The sequence below is a fragment of the Marinobacter sp. CH_CUG1437-1 genome, from assembly GCF_037029655.1.
Lineage (GTDB): Bacteria > Pseudomonadota > Gammaproteobacteria > Pseudomonadales > Oleiphilaceae > Marinobacter > Marinobacter salsuginis.
The window spans coordinates 290,694-308,662 of the sequence record NZ_JAYMEW010000005.1 but is presented as its reverse complement, the minus strand read 5'-3'; the positions used below and the strand labels follow the sequence as shown (position 1 = coordinate 308,662).

Sequence of the window (17,969 nt, the reverse complement as noted above, 5' to 3'; positions counted from 1 at the left end):
CAATGCATGATGTGCGGGCATTATAGCGGTTTTGTTGATGTTTTAATACGCAAAACCCCGGAGGCGCTGTAGGTACTTGCCGGGGACCGGTTATTGCGTTGCCGTCCGATCTTGGGCAGGCTTCGTATTATCCCGATAGGTTGCTAACAGGAACTTGAGATGACCTTTGACGAATTATTGCGGGCGGCCCGTGGCAGCGAGGAACTGATCATGCCCGGCAGCTGGTCCCAGGGAAGAGCTACATTCGGTGGTCTTACGGCTGCATTGATGTTCGAGAGAATGGAGATGCTTGTTGCCGAGGGCCGCGCCATGCGGTCATTGCAGGTCTCGTTCGTGGGACCGGTGGAGCCCGAAGTGCCGGCCAGATTCGAGGCCGAGATTCTGCGTGAGGGAAAAGCGGTCAGTCAGGTGCAAGGGCGCATTGTCCAGAAAGGAGAAACCCGGCTGGTCTGTCTGGCCAGCTTTGGCGGCGACCGGGAGTCGGAGGTACAGGTGGACGCGCTTCCTGCGCCCGAGGCGCCCCCGATCGATCAATGTCACGGGCTGGACTATATCGAGGGTGTGACACCGGAATTCATCCAGCAGATTGAGATGCGATGGGCGTTCGGAAACCTGCCGTTCAGTGGCAAAGGCGGTCGGGAACTGGGCGGCTGGATGCAGTTCCGGAAAACTCCGGAGTCGTTCTCTGACGCCCATATCGTTGCCCTCGTTGATGCCTGGCCCCCGGCAGTACTGCCGTATGTGAAACAGCGGGTACGAACCAGTTCCCTGAGCTGGGCTCTGGACATCGTGCATCCCAGGCCGGCCATGGAACCGGGAGACTGGCTGTTGTACAAGGTCTCTATCGATCAGGCGGGTGCCGGTTACGGTCATACCCAGGCCGGTATATGGACTGCCAAAGGCGAGCTTGTGGCTTTGAGCCGCCAGACGGTGACCGTGTTTGGGTGATGGAAATGGCGGCTCAGGCCGCCATTTCCGATTTCAGGGCATCGATGATAATGCGGGCGAAGTCTTCCGGTGAATCTTCCTGCAGGAAGTGCCCGCCCCGGAGCGTTATGTGGGGTTGGCCATGGGCACCGGGAATCCGACGCTGCATATGCCTGTCGCCGCCCCGGGTAATAGGGTCGCCACTGCTGAAACAGGTGATAAACGGCTTTTTCCAACTTTCAAGCACCTGCCAGGCGGCCTTGTTTGCATCGCTGTCCGGTGTGCCAGGCTCAGTTGGCACCAGCTTCGGAAACGCCCGGGCTCCGGCCTTGAACTCTGCTGATGGAAACGGAGCTTCGTAGGCGGCCAGTTCAGCCTTGCTCAGCGTGCGATCGGTGCCCAGCTGCACAATGCGCCCAACCGGAAACCAGGGGCTGTGTGTGGCAAAGGCTTTCCAGACTGAGAATACCGCAGGCACAGGCGCCTCCCCGGTTGGCAGCATGCCATTGCTCACGATGATGCGACTGAAGCGCTGTCGGTGTTCTGCTGCCAGACGCAGGCCCAGCAGCGATCCCCAGTTCTGGCACACCAGGGTGATGTTGGTGAGGTCCAGCTGTTCCAGCCAACTAGTCAGCCATGCCAGGTGGCGGCCATAACTGTAGTCGGTCACCGAGGCCGGCTTGTCGGATTTGCCAAAGCCGATCAGATCCGGAGCCAGTACCCGATGTCCGGCGCTTGCCACGAGGGGAATCATGTGCCGGTAAAGGTAGGACCAGGATGGTTCGCCGTGGAGCATGATTACCGGCGACGCGCCTCGCGGGCCCTCGTCAACGTAGTGCATCCGGAGCCCGGGTTCTACGTCGAGATGGTTTGGAGTAAAAGGGTAATCCGGAAGACCTGCGAAGCGGGCTTCATCGGTTCTCAGAATACGCATGCCATCGACTGTCCTGACTGATTGGTTGCGTGATTGCCGGGCGGCATCCGGTGATCAGAATGCCCTACTACAATCGTCGAATATCAGGATAAAGCAGATGGAAAATTTGTGTGTTTGAGTTGCGTAACAGAGCGTTGCCGCTTTGAATCAGGACGCGATGCCGAACAGGCGTTCGGGGTTGTCAACGCGGGCCAGAGCCTCGTCGCAGCAATTGACTGCACCGCAATCGTCAGCTGAACAAAGGCCAATGGTGCGGCATTCCATGTCCTGCTGGTGGTCACCCTGATTGTTGAAAATCCGGGCCCTGGAGAGAATCGAATGGCAGTGGCCGCACAGCAGGGTAGGAACCGCGCTGCCCTCAGCCAGAAGTGCCGTGTAATGCTGTGTTTGAGTCATAAATATCCTCCTGATACTGCCCAACATATGGGCCAAGTATGACATTTCAAAGTCGGGTTGCCGGATTTATACGGCTTAACTGTCTGGATCGACCAGTGGCCGACGGTTGGATCGCTTGTCATCCCAGTCCAGCTCCTTCGGGTCATACCAGCCAATCGCCTCCAGAACTCTTTCCCGTGTCTGTGGCGACAGTGTGGGCCAGAGCTCCTGGAAGTCCTCCAGGCCAAGGTCCCGCTGCTTCTGTTGCTTGCTCTGAAGTCGGTTGATGATACGTGGCAACTGCAGGGCTTCGCCGAGCTGACCGGGCACCACGACTTCCTGGCCCATCACCTTGCGCCGGTGCGTTCTGGCGGCCAGTACCTTGCGCAGCTCGGTGGCCGCGTCCAGGGCTGTTTCGACAGTGAAGGTTTCCAGTTCCAACAACATGACCTGTCTGTTAGTTGAACAACAACCGTCCACTATAACCCGAAGAGAGCTACAGTGGCCACGCCAGCGTGGTAGGGTAGAATGCATTCGTTAACATGCAGAACCACATCAGGGAACCGCAAAAATTATGTACGCAAAACTTGAAACACGGACTTTTCTGGCGTTGCTGGTCGGCGTTTCCCTTGCCTTTGTATTTCTGATGAAGCCCTTCTTCGGGCCCATATTCTGGGCGGTCGCCATCGCCCTGATTTTTCACCCGGTGCAGCAACTGCTCGTACGTAAACTGGGTGACCGGCCAAACATCAACGCGCTGATTACCCTGTGCATCTGCATGTTTATTGTGGTTATCCCGGTTCTGGTTCTGGTGACATCTCTGGTTGCCGAGGGCGTCGCGCTCTACCAGCAGATCCAGAGTGGCGCCATTCGCCCCGGGGAATACATTGATCGGGTCAATCAGTCTTTTCCGGCTATTCAGGCGTTCCTGGCACAGTTTGACATCAGCTTTGCCGAGTTGAGGGACCGGGCGGTGAGTATTTTTGTCGGCGGCAGTCAGTTCCTTGGCAAGCAGGCCCTGGGCGTTGGCCAGAACACCTTCCAGTTTTTCCTCGGCCTGGCCTTGATGGTGTATCTGGCGTTCTTCCTGCTGCGGGATGGCAGTGCACTGGTGGAGTTGATCATCCGGGCGCTGCCACTGGGCGACGAACGGGAGCGGTTGCTGTTCGCCAAGTTTGCAGAGGTAACCCGGGCGACCGTCAAGGGAAACCTGCTGATTGCAATCATCCAGGGGGCCCTGGGCGGGCTGATTTTCTGGGTCCTCGGGATCTCAGGGGCCTTGCTCTGGGGTGTGGTCATGGCGATCGTATCGCTGTTGCCGGCGGTGGGTGCCGCTTTGGTCTGGGTGCCCGCTGCCATCTACCTCGCGGCGGTTGGAGACGTGATCGAAGCGGTGGTTCTGACGGCCTTCGGAGTAGTGGTCATAGGGCTGGCGGACAACCTGTTGCGCCCGGTACTGGTTGGTCGCGATACCAAACTGCCGGATTACATTGTCCTGCTGTCGACTCTTGGCGGCATCGTCATGTTCGGCATCAACGGGTTCGTGATGGGGCCGTTGGTGGCAGCCCTGTTCATGGCGTTCTGGGGGATTTTCATCCGCGAGTTCAGCGAAGAGGCCCACCGCCAACCGGCCACTGTGGAAGATGAAGCGCATGAGTCTGACAGGTCAACGGGACATGATGTCCGGTAAGGCGACATACGACAAAAGTATGGTAGGCTTTTAACCGTTTGCCCCAGCCTGTGGAGATAGGCACCACATAACAAGAAAGAAACGGATATCGAAGAGATATCAGGAGTTAGCAGGTGAGTACCATGAAAAAAGCAACTTCCCGACTGGGACGCCTGACCGCCGCGGCCGGACTGGCGGTCACACTGGGCTTTGCCCCTGCAGCCTTCGCTGATGAGATCGTTGCACTCAAGAATGCACTTTACGGAGCCGGGTACGATATTACCAATGTCAGCCCGCAGATGGACGACTCTACCCGGTCTGCGTTGACCCGGTTCCAGCAGGATAACGGTCTCCAGGCCACCGGTATTTTGGACGATCCGACCAAGGAAGCCCTGGGCATGATTTCGGTTCAGGTGGCCGCGTCGGCGCCAGCACAGTCTACCGGAACCAGTAGCGCTCCGGCTCAGGAATCAGCGTCTTCCGCAGCGGCGGAGACTTCGGCCCCGGAGCCTGAGCAGGACGACGCCATCGAAGAAGATGACGACGGCGGCTGGTCGCTCTGGTAACCGGAATCTTCTGAACAGAAAAAGCCCGCCGGGTTTCCCCGCCGGGCTTTTTTGCTGGCCAGCGTTCAGGATTTTCAGTCGAGCTTTTCCAGATCCCGAACGGCACCCTTGTCGGCACTTGTGGCCAGTAGCGCGTAGGCTTTCAGGGCTGCAGATACCTTGCGGTCCCGCGGCAGTTCCGGTTTCCAGCCCTTGGCATCCCGGGCTTCCCGACGACGATCGAGCTCGCGCTGGTCGACTTCAACGTTGATGCTACGGCTCGGAATGTCGATGCGGATCGTATCGCCATTCTCGATCAGGCCAATGGCTCCACCGGCGGCTGCCTCCGGCGACGCGTGGCCGATGGACAGGCCCGAGGTGCCGCCTGAGAAACGTCCGTCTGTCAGCAGTGCGCAATCCTTCCCGAGGCCCTTGGATTTCAGATAGCTGGTCGGATAGAGCATTTCCTGCATGCCCGGGCCACCACGGGGGCCTTCATAGCGGATGATCACAACCTCACCCGGCTTGACCTCGTCTGCGAGAATGCCGGCAACGGCAGAATCCTGGCTCTCGAATACCCGGGCCTTGCCTTCGAATACAAAGATGCTTTCGTCCACCCCCGCGGTTTTGACCACGCAGCCGTCAAGGGCAATATTGCCGTAAAGCACTGCCAGGCCGCCCTCGGAGCTGTAGGCGTGCTCAACCGAGCGTATGCAGCCGGTTTCCCGGTCGCCATCGAGTGTTGGCCAACGGGTGCTCTGGGAGAAGGCCGTCTGGGTGGGAATGCCGGCCGGCCCGGCTTTGTAGAACTCGACCACTTCGGTGGTCGGCGACCTCATGATGTCCCAGGTCTCCAACGCTTCTTTCATGGTTTTGCTGTGCACCGTCGGAAGATCGGTGTTGATCAATCCGCCTCGTTCCAATTCGCCGAGAATACCCATGATGCCACCTGCACGGTGCACGTCTTCCATATGGTATTTGGGCGAGTTGGGCGCGACTTTGCACAGCTGCGGAACTTTACGCGACAGCTGGTCGATTTCGTTCAGGGTGAACGGAACGCCGCCTTCCTGGGCGGCCGCCAGCAAGTGAAGGATGGTGTTTGTCGAGCCGCCCATGGCGATGTCCATAACCATGGCATTCTCAAAGGCTGCCATTGAGGCAATGCTCAGAGGCAGTACGCTGGCGTCGTCTTCCTCGTAATAGCGCCGTGCATTCTCCACAATCTGTCGACCGGCCTTCAGGAACAGTTGCTCCCGATCGGCGTGCGTTGCCAGGAGTGAACCGTTGCCGGGCAGTGCCAGACCGATGGCTTCGGTGAGGCAGTTCATGGAGTTGGCGGTGAACATGCCGGAACAGGAGCCGCAGGTGGGACAGGCGCTGCGCTCATACTCTTCCACCTGTTCGTCGGAGGCGTTGGGGTCTGCAGCAATGACCATGGCGTCCACCAGATCGAGCTTGTGCTCGGACAGTTTGGTCTTGCCTGCTTCCATGGGGCCGCCGGAGACGAAGATCGTGGGGATGTTCAGGCGCATGGCGGCCATCAGCATGCCCGGGGTGATCTTGTCGCAGTTGGAAATACAGACGAGAGCGTCGGCGCAGTGGGCGTTCACCATGTACTCTACCGAATCCGCAATGATTTCCCGGGAGGGAAGGGAGTACAGCATGCCGTCGTGGCCCATGGCGATGCCGTCGTCGACCGCGATGGTGTTGAATTCCTTGGCAACACCCCCGGCTGCCTCGATTTCGCGGCACACCAGCTGACCGAGGTCTTTGAGGTGCACATGGCCCGGCACGAACTGAGTGAAAGAGTTGGCAACCGCGATAATGGGTTTGCCGAAATCTCCGTCTTTCATACCGGTAGCGCGCCAAAGGGCGCGGGCGCCGGCCATGTTGCGACCTGCGGTGGATGTCCGCGAACGATACTGAGGCATGGTGTTCTGTTCTCTCTGTTGTTACCTGATGACGGTGATCAAAAAAACAGAGGATACCAGATTAGACTCGAGGCGCATGGTTGTTTTCAGAGTCGCTGTTTACAATAGTTAACACAATTGCCAACTTATTTTCCGGTTTGAACCGACAAGGAGTATGCCTATGGCCGGCCAGGAAAGCCTGCCGCTTCGTCGCCTGAAAGAGTTTCAGCCGTTGAACCGGCTGACCGATGATCAACTGGTCCTGCTTGCCAGCCGCGCCGAGCGACGGACTCATGGGCCCGGACAAAGGGTTCTGGAACGGGGTGTCCGGGATGGTCTGGACTTTTTCCTGGTAGCGGGAAAGATCGAACTTGAATCTGTGGATGGCCGGAAAACAATCATCGAAGCCGAAACCGAGAAGGCCCAGAACCCCATTGCCCGGCTCCAACCCAGGATGTATGACGTTACGGCTGTCAAACCCTCTGAATTCCTGGTTGTCGAGCAGGACATCCTTAACCAGTTGCTGCGTTCGGCGCCTGTCGAACAGGTTGAGATGGATTCAGGTGAAGGTAATGGAGGGCTGGAGAGCGAGGAGCATCACCTGCTGATGGAGTTCCTGTCGGAGTTGCGGTCGAACCAGGTCAAGCTGCCCAGTGTGCCGGATGTGGCGTGGAAAGTGCGGCGAGCGGTCGATCGAGAGGAATCAACGGCGGATCAGGTAGCGCTGGCGGTGTCAGCGGACCCGGCTATGGCGGCCAAACTGGTCCGCGCCTGCAACAGCCCTCTGTACAGAGGGTTCAGTGACGTCCGGAACGTCCGGGAAGCCGTGGTTCGCCTTGGCATGCGTACCACCCGGCAACTGGTGACGGTGTTTTCCATGCGGGAGGTATTCAAGACCCGCCAGGCGTCACTTCAGAAAGAGATGGAAAAGCTCTGGCGGCATTCCCGGGAGGTGGCAGCCCTGTGCTGGGTGCTGGCGGATCACGCCACGAAACTGAACCCGGAGGAGGCGTTGCTGGCGGGCTTGCTCCACGATATTGGCGTGGTGCCGATACTCGTCCAGGCTGAACACCATGTGAACCTCTTTGCCGATGAGGCCAACCTGAGTCATGCGATCAGGGAACTCAGGGCAGACGTCGGAACGGCGGTACTCGAGAATTGGTCCTTCCCGCCGGCCTTTGTGGAAGCGGTCCGCCATGCCGAAGACTGGGGTTATGAATGCCGCGAGACGACGCCCCAGCTCGTGGATGTCGTTATCGTGGCGCAATTGCATTCGATGATAGGTTCCAGCCAGAATGCCGAGCTGCCCCCGTTCGATCAGGTGCCGGCGTATCGGCGTCTGGGTGAACTTGAACTCAATGCCTCCCGCAGTTTGCAGCTTCTGACGGAGGCCAGGGCCCGGGTCGACGAAGTACAGCAATTGTTAGCCATCCGATGATCCGGGCCGTGTAAACTGTGGAGTCTGCTTTCCGGTGACTGTTGCGCTTATGAATGTACCTTTGTTCCCCCTGAATTCCATCGTCCTGCCCAGGGGGAGGATTCCATTGCAGCTGTTCGAGCCGCGCTACATCGACATGCTGACGCGTTGTCTCAAGGAGGATCGCGGGTTCGTTGTGGTGCTGTTGCAGGAAGGCGGAGAGACCGGGCGCACCGCAGCCTTTTACGACATTGGCACCTATGTGCGAATTATCGATTTCCAACAGCTTGATAACGGCCTTCTGGGGATTACTGTTGAGGGCGAATCCAAGGTGTCGGTGGTCCGGAGCTGGCAACAGGAAGACGGGCTGAATGTTGGCGACGTGGAGTGCCTGCTGGAAGAGGCAGAGAGTGAGGTGCCGGCGCGCTATAGCGAACTGCCCTCCGTGCTCAAGGCGCTGTTCCGGCATCCGGTCATCCGCGATCTGAACATGGACATTGATTATGGCGATGCTCGGGATGTTGGCTGGCGGCTTACGGAGCTATTGCCTCTGGACAAACAGGAAAAGCAGAAACTGGTAGAGTTGCAGGACCCGCTGGAACGGCTCAGCCGACTTCAGGAGCTTCTGGAAGCGCTCGAGGAGGGCTAGGTTCTAGCCGATCGGACGGAAATTCAGTACGGCTTCGTCCCATGACAGCACGATATACCCGCAAGCAAATACCGCCCATACAACTGCTGCAGCCACGATGGTTATATCCGGTGCCAAAGGGACCTTGTCGTACCGGCTGTAGCTCGCCCGTACGGCTCCGGTGACAGCCAGCGCCAGTAGCAACCCGCCAATCACGTCAGTGAACCAGTGAACCCCCAGGTAAAGCCGGCTTAGAGCCACAGGAACCAATGGGAGAGACAGCAGGACATAGTAGTGCCAGCGCTTTCGGTGCCGGCTTTCACCGGCAACGAAGCTTGCCAGCAGGGTAACCAGCAAGGTAATACCTGCCGTATGGCCGCTCGGGAAGGCGCCGGAATTCGGTGGCCCCATGACTTCTTCCGGCCGGGGAACGCCGAGCAGAGATTTCAGGGCCCAGACCAGAACCACCGTTAAAACGACGGCCACCACAATATGGACAGCAGCGGCGTAGTAGCCTCGGAACATCAGTGCTGCGCATGCCAGGGCACCGGCAGCCACAAGTACCGGGGCGTCACCAAGCAGCGTGATGGCAATGAAGGGACCGTCCAGCAGCGGCTGGCGGAGTTGCTCGAACCAGAGAAGAGTCGCCCGGTCGAACCCATCAAGCAGGTGAGTCGCTGTGGCCAGTTGTCCCCAGAGTAACAGCAGGGCGGAAGCGCCCAGTGCGAGCATGAATGAGGCCAGCGGAAATTCACCTTCCCGGGCCGGGCGCTGATTGGTATACAGGCGCCAGAATCGGTGAGTGGCGTCGTACTGTGCCATCCACTGTTTTAGCCATTGGTAGAAGCGGCTGCTTTCGCCAAGCCCCAGCTGGAACCGCAATAGCACGAAATAGACCACGGTCAGGGCCGCGAGGCTGATGCCGATCACCGCATAGAAGTGCGCAGGCGGCCTGATCTCGCTAGCCAGGGCACTGCCCACGAGAAATCCCGGGAAGATATAAACCGGTGCCCAGGCGATCGCCGAGCCGATGTTGAAGGCCAGAAAGCGACGCCAGGACATCATCAGGGCCCCGGCCACGAGTGGAATAACCGGTCGTACCGGCCCGACAAAGCGACCTATGATCACGCTTTTGCCACCGTGACGGTTAAAGAAGCGCTCTCCAGTGCTTATGATTTTGGGGTAACGGCTCAGCGGCCAGGACGTTGTGAGGCGACCCTGCAGCAACCGCCCGAGACCGAAGCTTGCCGTATCGCCTGCAATGGCGCCCAGTCCCGCCCAGAGCAGTGCTTCTGGCAAGGGCATCCCGGTTTCACCGGCCAGCACAGCGACGGCAAACAGGATGGCAACACCCGGGACAATAATGCCGGCGATGGCAAGGGATTCGATAAAGGCGGTTGTAAACAGCGCCGTAGCAAGCCAGCCGGGATGCAGGCTCAGCCATGCCGACAGGTCATTCAGCCAGGCACTGCTCATGTTTCGATGGTTTCTCCCGGGCTGAACCAGACCGAATCCGTGCCGCGTCTGCGAGCTTCCTCCATGGCCTGGTGGGCCCGATTGCGGAGTGTGTCGGTTCGGGTGTCGCCGCTGCCCCGGGTGGTGCAGCCCAGGCTGACAGTAGCTTTGCCTACCACAGGCCAATGGTGTTCAGCGATGGTCCGGCGAATCCGCTCGGCTATCACCCTCACCCCTTCCTCCGGCGTAAATGGCAGGATCAGGAAAAACTCGAAGTCTTTCAGGGTATACAGGGTGTCACCGGCACGAATCACGCCAAAGAGGTGTTCGGTCATATCCCGGAACAGGCCCTGGACCTGATCTCTGCCGTGGAGGTCGGCTACCTCATCCGCGTAATCGATGCTCAGGTCGATCACTGAGAGGCAATGGCCGGTGGCTATGGCGCGGCTGATTTCTTTCTGCAGGGTTTCATCGAGGAAGCGCGCGTTGTGGGCGCCGGTGACCGGATCGGTGATGGCCAGATCCTCGGCCGACTGTGCCATATGATCGTAGTGCCAGATGTACAGGGCGGCGACCGCCAGAAGAATAAACAGCCCCCCGGTAATGGCAATGGCGTCAGCCGGCGCCTGTTCCAGGAACAGGAGGATCGTCATGGGCACCAACAGCAAAAGGGAGAGCCCCACACCCTGTCGCAACGGCAGGATCAGCAGGTTCAGTACGAGCAGGGGCATTGCCCAGTGGCTGATGCCGGGTGCATCCATGGTCAGCAGTGCTGCCAGCATGCCGCTGTTCAGGCCGGAGAGAATGATAAGGTGCCCTGGCGCTGACAGTTGGTGCCGGCGACAGATAATGGTGTAAATGGCGCCAGCCAGGGTCAGGACCGCCATCCCGGAGGCCAGATAGAAAAGCTCGTAGAAGCCGTAACGCAGGTTCTGCATGGCCAGGGTGAAAATGAACAGGCAGGCGATGCCATAGCCGAAGGCGTGGGTCCAGGTTCGGAGTCGGGTCTCTGTCATGATGCCGGTCCCTGTGCCTGAGGTTGGCCCGGTTGCGCCGGCTGCGACCATGAACTGTAGGCCTGGCTCCGGTTGCCACCCTGCTGCTGGGCCCGGCGCAGGGCATTCGCTGCGCTTTGCTGAAGGCTGTTGGCATCGTCACCGATATTCAGGCCGGCGATCCCGGTGCTGACAGTGAGGTTCATGCCGTGGGACTCGAGAAGTGTTGCCAGGCCCTTGCGGATCGTCTCGGCACGGGTGATGGCGTCGCTGGTGGAGATGCCTGGCAGGATCACCAGAAACTGAAGATCGGCCACCCGGTAATAGGTATCGAAGTCACGGATCTGGGAGTGCAGGTAGCGACCAATGCGAGGAAGTATCGAGCGTATGTCTTCGTCGGGATCATTGTCGCTGAGGTGGGTGTCCAGTCCGATCATGATAACGGACATGTCCGTACCTTCCCGCTCGCTGCGCTGGATTTCCTTGTGCAGATCAGCGGAAAGATATTCCCGGCTGGCAGCCTGGGTAAGTTCATCGGTCCGACGCAACGGGGCCAGTTGCCGGGCTTTGTAGTCGCGAAGGAAGACCAGCAGCGCAGAGAGCAGCATGGTGAGCAGAAAAGCGCTGATCATTTGGTGGCGGTCGGCAAGGCCAACGGCCCATTGTGTCGCGATCATCGCCAGAACAGCGATCAGCAGCGTCACCAGTACAGCGGCCGCGGGCGGAACCAGTGCGAAAGCGGCCAGTGGAAGTGCGTAGAGCCAGTGGCTAAGCACCCAGGGGCCGGTCCAGAAGCCGGCCAGAAGAATCAGCAGAAGAATGGCAAAAAAGACCTGCTGGACTCGGGGCCAGGGCTGATTCACCCGGCTGGGGTGGAAGGTTTTGCCAGAGATTACAATGCCTGAGGCCGCAGCTGCGGCTGCTGCAACCATGGGCTCTCCCAGCAAGGCACAAAGCGTCGCAATGGCGATCAGGGCCGCGAAACCTGCCCGTGACAATTTGCTTAACAGGAATTTTTCGGCCATCTGGGCCATGGTGTCCTTCCTTTTCCTGAGCTCCCTGAAAAAAAACGTCCCCGGGGAGTTGATCAAAAGCTCCTTCAGGTTCCGAGTATGGCATATCGCAGCGGTATAATATCTGTTTGGGATGCGTACTTGAAACGGGAAAGGTAAAGTTAGGCACTTATTCCTGATTCCGCTTGAAAACAGAAAGGTATTTGAATGGATATTGCAGCGTACATGGCTGAGGTTGGGCAGCAAGCCCGAGCAGCGGCAACCGGAGTGGCTCGTTCGACCACGGCAGTGCGTAATCAGGCGCTCCTGGCGACGGCCGAGGCTCTGGATGCAGCCCGGGAAGAACTGGGCCTGGCCAATGGCAAAGACCTGCAGAGGGGTCGTGAAAATGGCCTGGATGCGGCGATGCTCGATCGTCTGGAGCTCACGCCCCAGCGAATCGATACGATGATCGAGGGCCTTCGTCAGGTCGCGTCGTTGCAGGACCCGATCGGTGCCATTACCGACATGGCCTACCGTCCCTCCGGTATCCAGGTGGGCAAGATGCGTGTTCCGCTTGGCGTCATCGGTATTATTTACGAGTCACGCCCCAATGTGACGGTCGAGGCTGCGAGTCTGTGCCTGAAATCCGGCAATGCAACCATTCTCCGGGGCGGCTCCGAGTCCATTCATTCCAACCAGGCGATCGCCCGTTGTCTTTCTGAGGGGCTGGCGAAAGCCGGGCTGCCCGAGAACGCGGTACAGGTAATCAAAACAACGGATCGCGCGGCCGTGGGTGAGTTGATCACCATGCCGGAGTATGTCGATGTGATTGTGCCCAGAGGTGGCAAAGGCCTGATCGAGCGCATCAGCCGAGATGCCCGGGTGCCGGTCATCAAGCACCTGGATGGTGTCTGTCATGTCTACATCGACAGCCATGCGGATCCGGAAAAGGCGATGAAAGTGGCGATCAATGCCAAAACCCATCGGTACGGTACCTGCAACACCATGGAAACCCTGCTGGTCGACGCCGAGATCGCTGAGGATATCCTGCCTCTGCTGGCTCAGGCCTTCGTTGAGAAAGGTGTGGAACTGCGGGGCTGTGAACGGACCCGGGTCATCGTAGACGGCGTGGCAGAAGCCACCGAGGCAGACTGGGAGGCCGAATACCTGGCTCCGGTGCTGGCGGTGCGCGTGGTTGACGGGCTGGATGGCGCCATTGAGCATATCAACCGTTACAGTTCCCAGCATACCGACAGTATCATCACCGAGAACTACACGCGGGCGCGTCGGTTCATCACGGAGGTGGATTCCAGTTCGGTGATGGTTAATGCGTCCACGCGCTTCGCGGACGGCTTTGAATATGGTCTGGGGGCTGAAATCGGTATCTCCACTGACAAGATCCACGCCCGGGGTCCGGTGGGGCTCGAGGGGCTCACGTCCCAGAAGTACGTGGTCTTCGGTGACGGGCATATCCGGACCTGATGCCCATGCATGTCATTTATGGTGGAACCTTCGATCCGGTGCATCATGGCCACCTGAGGCTAGCCCTTGAAATCAGTGACCGTCTTGGCGTGGAGTACGTCAGCCTGGTGCCCTGTCATATTCCGCCGCATCGGGGCCAGACCGGGGCTTCCTCTGGCCAGCGCCTGGCGCTGCTGAGGCTGGCGGTGGCCAACGAGCCCCAGTTACGGATTGACGACCGGGAACTGGCGCGGGAGGGGGCCTCCTACACGGCCGATACCCTGCGTCAGCTGCGGGCCGAGCTGGGACCCCGTGAGCCCCTGGTGATGGTGGTTGGCACCGATGCCTTTGCCGGGTTCGATCACTGGCGGGAATGGCAGCAGATTCCGGAACTGGCCCACGTGGTGGTAGTCCGCCGGCCCGGTCCGGCACTGGACGCCGCGGGCGAACCTGCCCGGATGCTCGCTGAACGGGGCGTGAGCGGTCCCGAGGCTCTGCACGAGAGGGCCTTTGGCCATTTCCTCGAGCTGGATCCACCACTCATGGATATTTCCGCCACCGGCATCCGGGAACGGATTGGTGACGGGCGGTCGCCACGCTACCTGATGCCGGATCCCGTATGGGCAGAAATTCGTCGCCTGGGGCTCTATGGTGCATGCCCCGACGGGAACTTTTAGTGCTACAATCGCGTCTGAATATGACATTTCGGGCGGCCATACCGGCAAACGCCCGTCCAACAGGGTGATTATGCAGGCAGAGCAACTGAAAGATCTGGTAATTAATGCGCTTGAAGATGTGAAAGCACAGGACATCAGCGTGATTGATGTCCGTGACCGCACCAGTGTCACCGACTTCATGGTTCTGGCATCCGGAACGTCCAATCGACATGTAAAATCTCTCGCCGACTCCGTGGTTATTGAAGCCAAAGAGCAGGGTGTGCGAGCAAGCAATGTTGAAGGCGCTGGCGTCAGCGACTGGATCCTCGTGGACCTGGGCGATGTGGTTGTTCACGTAATGATGCCTGCCACACGGGAGTTTTACGATCTGGAGCGCTTCTGGCGCGATGCTCCCGATCTTGGTGTTGCGGGCAGCGAATAATCATGCGGTTACGTCTGATCTGCGTGGGGCAGAAAATGCCCGACTGGGTCAGTACCGGATTCGGAGATTACGCTCGCCGCATGCCGCCGGAGCTACCCGTGGAACTGGTTGAAATTCCCGTCGCCCACCGGGGCAAGAATCCCGACATTCCCAGACTGATGCAGCGTGAAAGTGACGCCATCCTCGCGGCGACTGGTCCGAAAGACCGGGTGATCGCACTGGAGGTTGGCGGTCGCCCCTGGTCGACGGAAAAACTGGCGACCCAACTGGAAAACTGGCAGCAGGATGGCCGAGATGTGAGCTTTCTGGTTGGCGGACCAGACGGCCTTGCCGAAGATTGCCGGAAGCGGGCCGACCAGCAGTGGTCGCTGTCCGCGCTCACCTTGCCCCACCCGCTGGTACGCATTGTTCTGGCAGAACAGCTGTACCGGGCCTGGTCGATCACCCGCAATCACCCGTATCACCGGGCCTAGGGGCTAGTTATGCCATGGGGTGAATTCAAGGATACAGCGGCAGAACGCCGGCTCTTCCAGCGCCGGACCCTGGTAATGCTGGCTTTTGTAATGCTGGCGATTGGCGGCCTTATTGCGCGGATGTACCAGCTTCAGGTCGTCGAACACGAGGTATACACCACCCTTTCGGACAAAAACCGCGTCCAGGTTCAGTCAGTGCCACCCCCGCGGGGGCTGGTGTACGATCGTAATGACACCCTGCTAGCCGAGAACCGGCCCGTTTTCAGCGTAACGCTCGTTCCTGAGCGGGTGCAGGGCATGGATGATACCCTGGCTCAGCTTGGCAAAATCCTGGATATTTCCGACGAAGACCGCGAACGTTTCCAGCGCCGGCTTCAGGAACCCCGTCGACCCTTCCAGGAAATTCCCCTCCGCTACGACCTGAATGAACAGGAGATGGCCCGTCTCGCTGTGCATCGTCATGAGCTTCCTGGGGTAGAGGTCAAGGCTGAGCTTGTTCGTTTCTACCCGCACAGTGAATTGACGGCCCATGCCCTTGGCTTTGTCGGGCGTATAAATCGCGACGAGTTGCAGCGGATCGATCCGGTCAACTATGCCGGCACCAACTACATCGGCAAGTCGGGCATCGAACGTTTCTATGAAGAGATCCTTCACGGTCAGGTCGGCTACCAGCATGTTGAAACCAACGCACGGGGTCGAACGCTGCGAGTGCTGGAGCGGGAAAACCCTGTGCCTGGAGAAGATCTGCAGCTGCACCTGGATCTCAGGTTGCAGCAGCGCGCCCACGAGCTATTGGACGGTCGCAGGGGTGCCATTATTGCGATTGAACCTGATACCGGTGGCATTCTTGCCCTGGCCAGTGTGCCGGGTTTCGACGCCAATAAATTCGTTACCGGGATCAGCGTCAACGACTATCGGGAGCTGAGCGACAGTAAGGATAAGCCCTTGTTCAATCGGGCCTTGCGGGGGCAGTACCCTCCGGGTTCGACGGTGAAACCGATGCTAGCGGTAGCCGCCCTGGATAGCGGCGCCACCACCCGGGATTACACCATCTGGGATCCCGGGCATTTCCGTCTGCGTGAAGGCGGCCGGCTATGGCGGGACTGGAAGCGTACCGGACATGGCTGGGTGGATCTCAAGGATGCCGTCGCCGAATCCTGCGACGTTTATTTCTACGAGGTAGCCGTGGAGATGGGGGTGGATACCATGCACAGTTACCTGTCCCATTTCGGTTTCGGAGAAGACGCTACTCTCGATGTCTCGGGTGCCCTGAGCGGTTTGCTGCCTTCCCGGGACTGGAAACGCGCGGTCCGGAATGAGCCCTGGTATCCGGGGGATTCCGTCAATATGGGCATTGGTCAGGGTTTCATGTTGGCTACACCCCTGCAGTTGGCCACGGCAACCGCCTTGATTGCCAACCGTGGCCGATGGGTAGAGCCAAGGCTGCTGAAAGACATTAAAGGGGACCGGCCGGTCGAGGAATTCCTGCCTGCCGAGACTCACGAACCGCTGAATCTCAAGAACCCCGACGACTGGGAATACGTCGTCGACACCATGGTTGAGGTCATGCATGGGCCGAAAGGAACGGCACGCTCTGTCGGCCGGGGTGCGTCTTACAAGATGGCGGGAAAGACTGGTACTGCGCAGGTTTTCAGTCTTGCAGAAGATGAAGAATACGATGAAGAGGAAATCCGCGAGCGGCTCCGGGATCACGCGCTTTTTGTCGGTTTTGCGCCGGCGGATAAGCCGGAAATCGCGGTTGCTGTCATTGTCGAAAATGGGGGTAGCGGTAGCGGTACCGCCGCGCCGGTGGCCCGGGCCCTGTTTGATTCCTGGCTGCTAGAGTACGGCCATGCCGATGGCGCACTGGTCAGTGGAGTTGGCGAGGTGGCCAACTGATGGCGTTCAAGGCGTTACTGGATTCAACCGCAAGCAACCCTCTTGGCCGGCACCGGAGCATCTGGACCGCGCTGCATCTGGATCCAATCCTGTTGTTGCTGTTACTCCTGCTGGTGTCCGGCGGACTGTTCGTACTCTACAGCGGTGCCGACCGGAACCTGGAGGTCGTCAAGGCCCAGGGCATACGCCTGGGTGTGGCGTTTGTGGTGATGCTGGTGTTTGCCCAGCTGGATCCTTCGGTGTTCCGCCGATGGGCGCCCTGGCTATACGCAGCCGGCATTGTTGCTTTGATTGCCGTCATGTTGGTAGGTGTCGGTGCCAAGGGCGCTCAGCGTTGGCTGGCGATACCGGGGCTGCCTCGTTTCCAGCCCTCGGAGCTTATGAAGCTGGTGGTTCCCATGATGGCGGCCTGGTACCTGTCCAGGCATTTCCTGCCACCGAGGTTCCGGCATGTGGCTGTGGGGCTCGCGATCGTTCTTGTGCCCATGATCATGATCATGCAGCAGCCGGATCTGGGGACGTCCCTGCTGGTGGGCATGGCGGGCATTTTCGTGGTGTTTTTCGCAGGCATCAGCTGGAAACTGATCACCGCTTTTGTGGCCCTGGTGTCCGTATCGGCTCCGCTGATGTGGTTCTTCGTCATGAGGGAATACCAGAAACAACGGGTACTGACACTCCTGGATCCGCAAAGTGACCCCCTGGGTGCTGGCTGGAACATCATCCAGTCCAAGACGGCGATTGGTTCCGGGGGCGTAGAGGGGAAAGGCTGGCTGCAAGGGACCCAGTCACACCTAGAATTTCTTCCCGAGAGTCATACTGACTTTATCGTTGCGGTGCTGGCGGAAGAGTTCGGGTTTGTGGGAATGCTGATCCTGATGACGGTGTATTTCCTGATTATCCTTCGTTGCCTGTACATTGCCGCCACCGCTCAGGACTCGTTCAGTCGGCTGCTGGCCGGTGCGCTCACCATGACGTTCTTTATCTACATCTTCGTGAATGTCGGGATGGTAAGCGGACTTTTGCCCGTGGTTGGTGTGCCATTGCCCCTGATCAGCTATGGTGGCACTTCGGGTGTGACCCTGATGGCAGCGTTTGGCGTTCTGATGTCGATCCATACGCATCGACGAATGATTGGTGCCTGACCGGTGGTAAATCGAACCATGGCGGTCGGGTAATGGTGATTGCGGC

At 59.1% G+C, this 17,969-nt stretch carries 18 protein-coding genes; 11 read left to right on the top strand and 7 right to left on the bottom strand.

The genetic code is table 11. The annotated features are described in order from the left end of the window. The first annotated feature begins 159 nt into the window (after window positions 1–159). Window positions 160–948: an acyl-CoA thioesterase gene (locus tag WA411_RS15105; protein WP_209398869.1), complete on the top strand. Its 789-nt coding sequence runs from the start codon at window positions 160–162 to the stop codon at window positions 946–948. A 13-nt stretch (window positions 949–961) separates the two neighbouring features. On the opposite strand, the gene WA411_RS15100 is transcribed toward WA411_RS15105, so the two are convergent. From WA411_RS15100 to WA411_RS15090, 3 genes are all read right to left on the bottom strand, one after another. After that, window positions 962–1,861 (bottom strand): haloalkane dehalogenase, encoded by a 900-nt coding sequence (locus tag WA411_RS15100; protein ID WP_291909817.1) that lies wholly within the window; start codon window positions 1,859–1,861, stop codon window positions 962–964. Window positions 1,862–2,008: 147 nt separating this feature from the next. Then, on the bottom strand, window positions 2,009–2,257 hold the full coding sequence (locus WA411_RS15095) for a hypothetical protein (protein ID WP_069183974.1): 249 nt from the start codon (window positions 2,255–2,257) through the stop codon (window positions 2,009–2,011). A gap of 75 nt (window positions 2,258–2,332) precedes the next feature. Further along, window positions 2,333–2,683, bottom strand: a complete 351-nt coding sequence (locus WA411_RS15090) for a hypothetical protein (protein ID WP_069183973.1) — start codon at window positions 2,681–2,683, stop codon at window positions 2,333–2,335. A 127-nt stretch (window positions 2,684–2,810) separates the two neighbouring features. Here WA411_RS15090 and WA411_RS15085 point away from each other — a divergent pair, with 127 nt between their 5' ends. After that, a complete protein-coding gene (locus tag WA411_RS15085) occupies window positions 2,811–3,926 on the top strand; it encodes an AI-2E family transporter (RefSeq protein ID WP_136629756.1) in 1,116 nt (371 codons plus the stop codon). Between the two features lie 122 nt (window positions 3,927–4,048). Further along, entirely contained in the window at window positions 4,049–4,471 is a 423-nt protein-coding gene (locus WA411_RS15080; RefSeq protein ID WP_153634590.1) for a peptidoglycan-binding domain-containing protein, read from the top strand. 74 nt (window positions 4,472–4,545) lie between these two features. On the opposite strand, the gene ilvD is transcribed toward WA411_RS15080, so the two are convergent. Next, the gene (gene ilvD, locus WA411_RS15075) at window positions 4,546–6,381 is read right to left on the bottom strand and encodes a dihydroxy-acid dehydratase (protein WP_291909821.1); all 1,836 of its coding nucleotides are present in this window, start codon (window positions 6,379–6,381) and stop codon (window positions 4,546–4,548) included. A gap of 160 nt (window positions 6,382–6,541) precedes the next feature. Here ilvD and WA411_RS15070 point away from each other — a divergent pair, with 160 nt between their 5' ends. Together WA411_RS15070 and WA411_RS15065 are read left to right on the top strand one after the other, a co-directional pair. Beyond that, window positions 6,542–7,798, top strand: coding sequence for an HDOD domain-containing protein (locus WA411_RS15070; protein ID WP_153634588.1), 1,257 nt, complete (start codon window positions 6,542–6,544; stop codon window positions 7,796–7,798). A gap of 49 nt (window positions 7,799–7,847) precedes the next feature. Beyond that, window positions 7,848–8,426: an LON peptidase substrate-binding domain-containing protein gene (locus WA411_RS15065; RefSeq protein WP_136629760.1), complete on the top strand. Its 579-nt coding sequence runs from the start codon at window positions 7,848–7,850 to the stop codon at window positions 8,424–8,426. A gap of 3 nt (window positions 8,427–8,429) precedes the next feature. Here the strand turns inward: WA411_RS15065 and WA411_RS15060 are convergent, their stop codons facing one another. Genes WA411_RS15060 through WA411_RS15050 form a run of 3 tightly spaced genes read right to left on the bottom strand, consistent with a single transcriptional unit; the run spans window position 8,430 to window position 11,889 of the window. Beyond that, window positions 8,430–9,881: a bifunctional DedA family/phosphatase PAP2 family protein gene (locus WA411_RS15060; protein ID WP_291909824.1), complete on the bottom strand. Its 1,452-nt coding sequence runs from the start codon at window positions 9,879–9,881 to the stop codon at window positions 8,430–8,432. Beyond that, window positions 9,878–10,876: a GGDEF domain-containing protein gene (locus tag WA411_RS15055; RefSeq protein ID WP_069183967.1), complete on the bottom strand. Its 999-nt coding sequence runs from the start codon at window positions 10,874–10,876 to the stop codon at window positions 9,878–9,880. The genes WA411_RS15060 and WA411_RS15055 overlap by 4 nt, the downstream gene beginning before the upstream one ends. Further along, entirely contained in the window at window positions 10,873–11,889 is a 1,017-nt protein-coding gene (locus tag WA411_RS15050) for a GGDEF domain-containing protein (protein WP_069183966.1), read from the bottom strand. The genes WA411_RS15055 and WA411_RS15050 overlap by 4 nt, the downstream gene beginning before the upstream one ends. A 186-nt stretch (window positions 11,890–12,075) precedes the next feature. On the opposite strand from WA411_RS15050, the gene WA411_RS15045 reads away from it, so the two are divergent. The 6 genes from WA411_RS15045 (at window position 12,076) to rodA (ending at window position 17,923) form a co-directional block, all read left to right on the top strand. After that, window positions 12,076–13,332 (top strand): glutamate-5-semialdehyde dehydrogenase, encoded by a 1,257-nt coding sequence (locus WA411_RS15045; protein ID WP_291909827.1) that lies wholly within the window; start codon window positions 12,076–12,078, stop codon window positions 13,330–13,332. A 5-nt stretch (window positions 13,333–13,337) separates the two neighbouring features. Further along, on the top strand, window positions 13,338–13,988 hold the full coding sequence (nadD, locus tag WA411_RS15040; RefSeq protein WP_291909829.1) for a nicotinate-nucleotide adenylyltransferase: 651 nt from the start codon (window positions 13,338–13,340) through the stop codon (window positions 13,986–13,988). A gap of 70 nt (window positions 13,989–14,058) precedes the next feature. Next, the gene (gene rsfS, locus WA411_RS15035; RefSeq protein WP_064227041.1) at window positions 14,059–14,409 is read left to right on the top strand and encodes a ribosome silencing factor; all 351 of its coding nucleotides are present in this window, start codon (window positions 14,059–14,061) and stop codon (window positions 14,407–14,409) included. 2 nt (window positions 14,410–14,411) lie between these two features. Beyond that, on the top strand, window positions 14,412–14,882 hold the full coding sequence (gene rlmH / locus WA411_RS15030) for a 23S rRNA (pseudouridine(1915)-N(3))-methyltransferase RlmH (protein ID WP_069183963.1): 471 nt from the start codon (window positions 14,412–14,414) through the stop codon (window positions 14,880–14,882). A 9-nt stretch (window positions 14,883–14,891) separates the two neighbouring features. Then, window positions 14,892–16,781, top strand: coding sequence for a penicillin-binding protein 2 (gene mrdA, locus WA411_RS15025; RefSeq protein WP_291909833.1), 1,890 nt, complete (start codon window positions 14,892–14,894; stop codon window positions 16,779–16,781). Continuing rightward, entirely contained in the window at window positions 16,781–17,923 is a 1,143-nt protein-coding gene (rodA, locus tag WA411_RS15020) for a rod shape-determining protein RodA (protein WP_291909835.1), read from the top strand. Before mrdA ends, rodA begins: the two co-directional genes overlap by 1 nt. The last annotated feature ends 46 nt before the right edge of the window (window positions 17,924–17,969 follow it).

What these genes read in the sequence shown, in the direction of transcription:
- WA411_RS15105 (WP_209398869.1), top strand. Translation starts at nt 160, where the DNA reads ATGACCTTTGACGAATTATTGCGGGCGGCCCGTGGCAGCGAGGAACTG.
- WA411_RS15100 (WP_291909817.1), bottom strand. Translation starts at nt 1,861, where the DNA reads ATGCGTATTCTGAGAACCGATGAAGCCCGCTTCGCAGGTCTTCCGGAT.
- WA411_RS15095 (WP_069183974.1), bottom strand. Translation starts at nt 2,257, where the DNA reads ATGACTCAAACACAGCATTACACGGCACTTCTGGCTGAGGGCAGCGCG.
- WA411_RS15090 (WP_069183973.1), bottom strand. Translation starts at nt 2,683, where the DNA reads ATGTTGTTGGAACTGGAAACCTTCACTGTCGAAACAGCCCTGGACGCG.
- WA411_RS15085 (WP_136629756.1), top strand. Translation starts at nt 2,811, where the DNA reads ATGTACGCAAAACTTGAAACACGGACTTTTCTGGCGTTGCTGGTCGGC.
- WA411_RS15080 (WP_153634590.1), top strand. Translation starts at nt 4,049, where the DNA reads ATGAAAAAAGCAACTTCCCGACTGGGACGCCTGACCGCCGCGGCCGGA.
- ilvD (WP_291909821.1), bottom strand. Translation starts at nt 6,381, where the DNA reads ATGCCTCAGTATCGTTCGCGGACATCCACCGCAGGTCGCAACATGGCC.
- WA411_RS15070 (WP_153634588.1), top strand. Translation starts at nt 6,542, where the DNA reads ATGGCCGGCCAGGAAAGCCTGCCGCTTCGTCGCCTGAAAGAGTTTCAG.
- WA411_RS15065 (WP_136629760.1), top strand. Translation starts at nt 7,848, where the DNA reads ATGAATGTACCTTTGTTCCCCCTGAATTCCATCGTCCTGCCCAGGGGG.
- WA411_RS15060 (WP_291909824.1), bottom strand. Translation starts at nt 9,881, where the DNA reads ATGAGCAGTGCCTGGCTGAATGACCTGTCGGCATGGCTGAGCCTGCAT.
- WA411_RS15055 (WP_069183967.1), bottom strand. Translation starts at nt 10,876, where the DNA reads ATGACAGAGACCCGACTCCGAACCTGGACCCACGCCTTCGGCTATGGC.
- WA411_RS15050 (WP_069183966.1), bottom strand. Translation starts at nt 11,889, where the DNA reads ATGGCCCAGATGGCCGAAAAATTCCTGTTAAGCAAATTGTCACGGGCA.
- WA411_RS15045 (WP_291909827.1), top strand. Translation starts at nt 12,076, where the DNA reads ATGGATATTGCAGCGTACATGGCTGAGGTTGGGCAGCAAGCCCGAGCA.
- nadD (WP_291909829.1), top strand. Translation starts at nt 13,338, where the DNA reads ATGCATGTCATTTATGGTGGAACCTTCGATCCGGTGCATCATGGCCAC.
- rsfS (WP_064227041.1), top strand. Translation starts at nt 14,059, where the DNA reads ATGCAGGCAGAGCAACTGAAAGATCTGGTAATTAATGCGCTTGAAGAT.
- rlmH (WP_069183963.1), top strand. Translation starts at nt 14,412, where the DNA reads ATGCGGTTACGTCTGATCTGCGTGGGGCAGAAAATGCCCGACTGGGTC.
- mrdA (WP_291909833.1), top strand. Translation starts at nt 14,892, where the DNA reads ATGCCATGGGGTGAATTCAAGGATACAGCGGCAGAACGCCGGCTCTTC.
- rodA (WP_291909835.1), top strand. Translation starts at nt 16,781, where the DNA reads ATGGCGTTCAAGGCGTTACTGGATTCAACCGCAAGCAACCCTCTTGGC.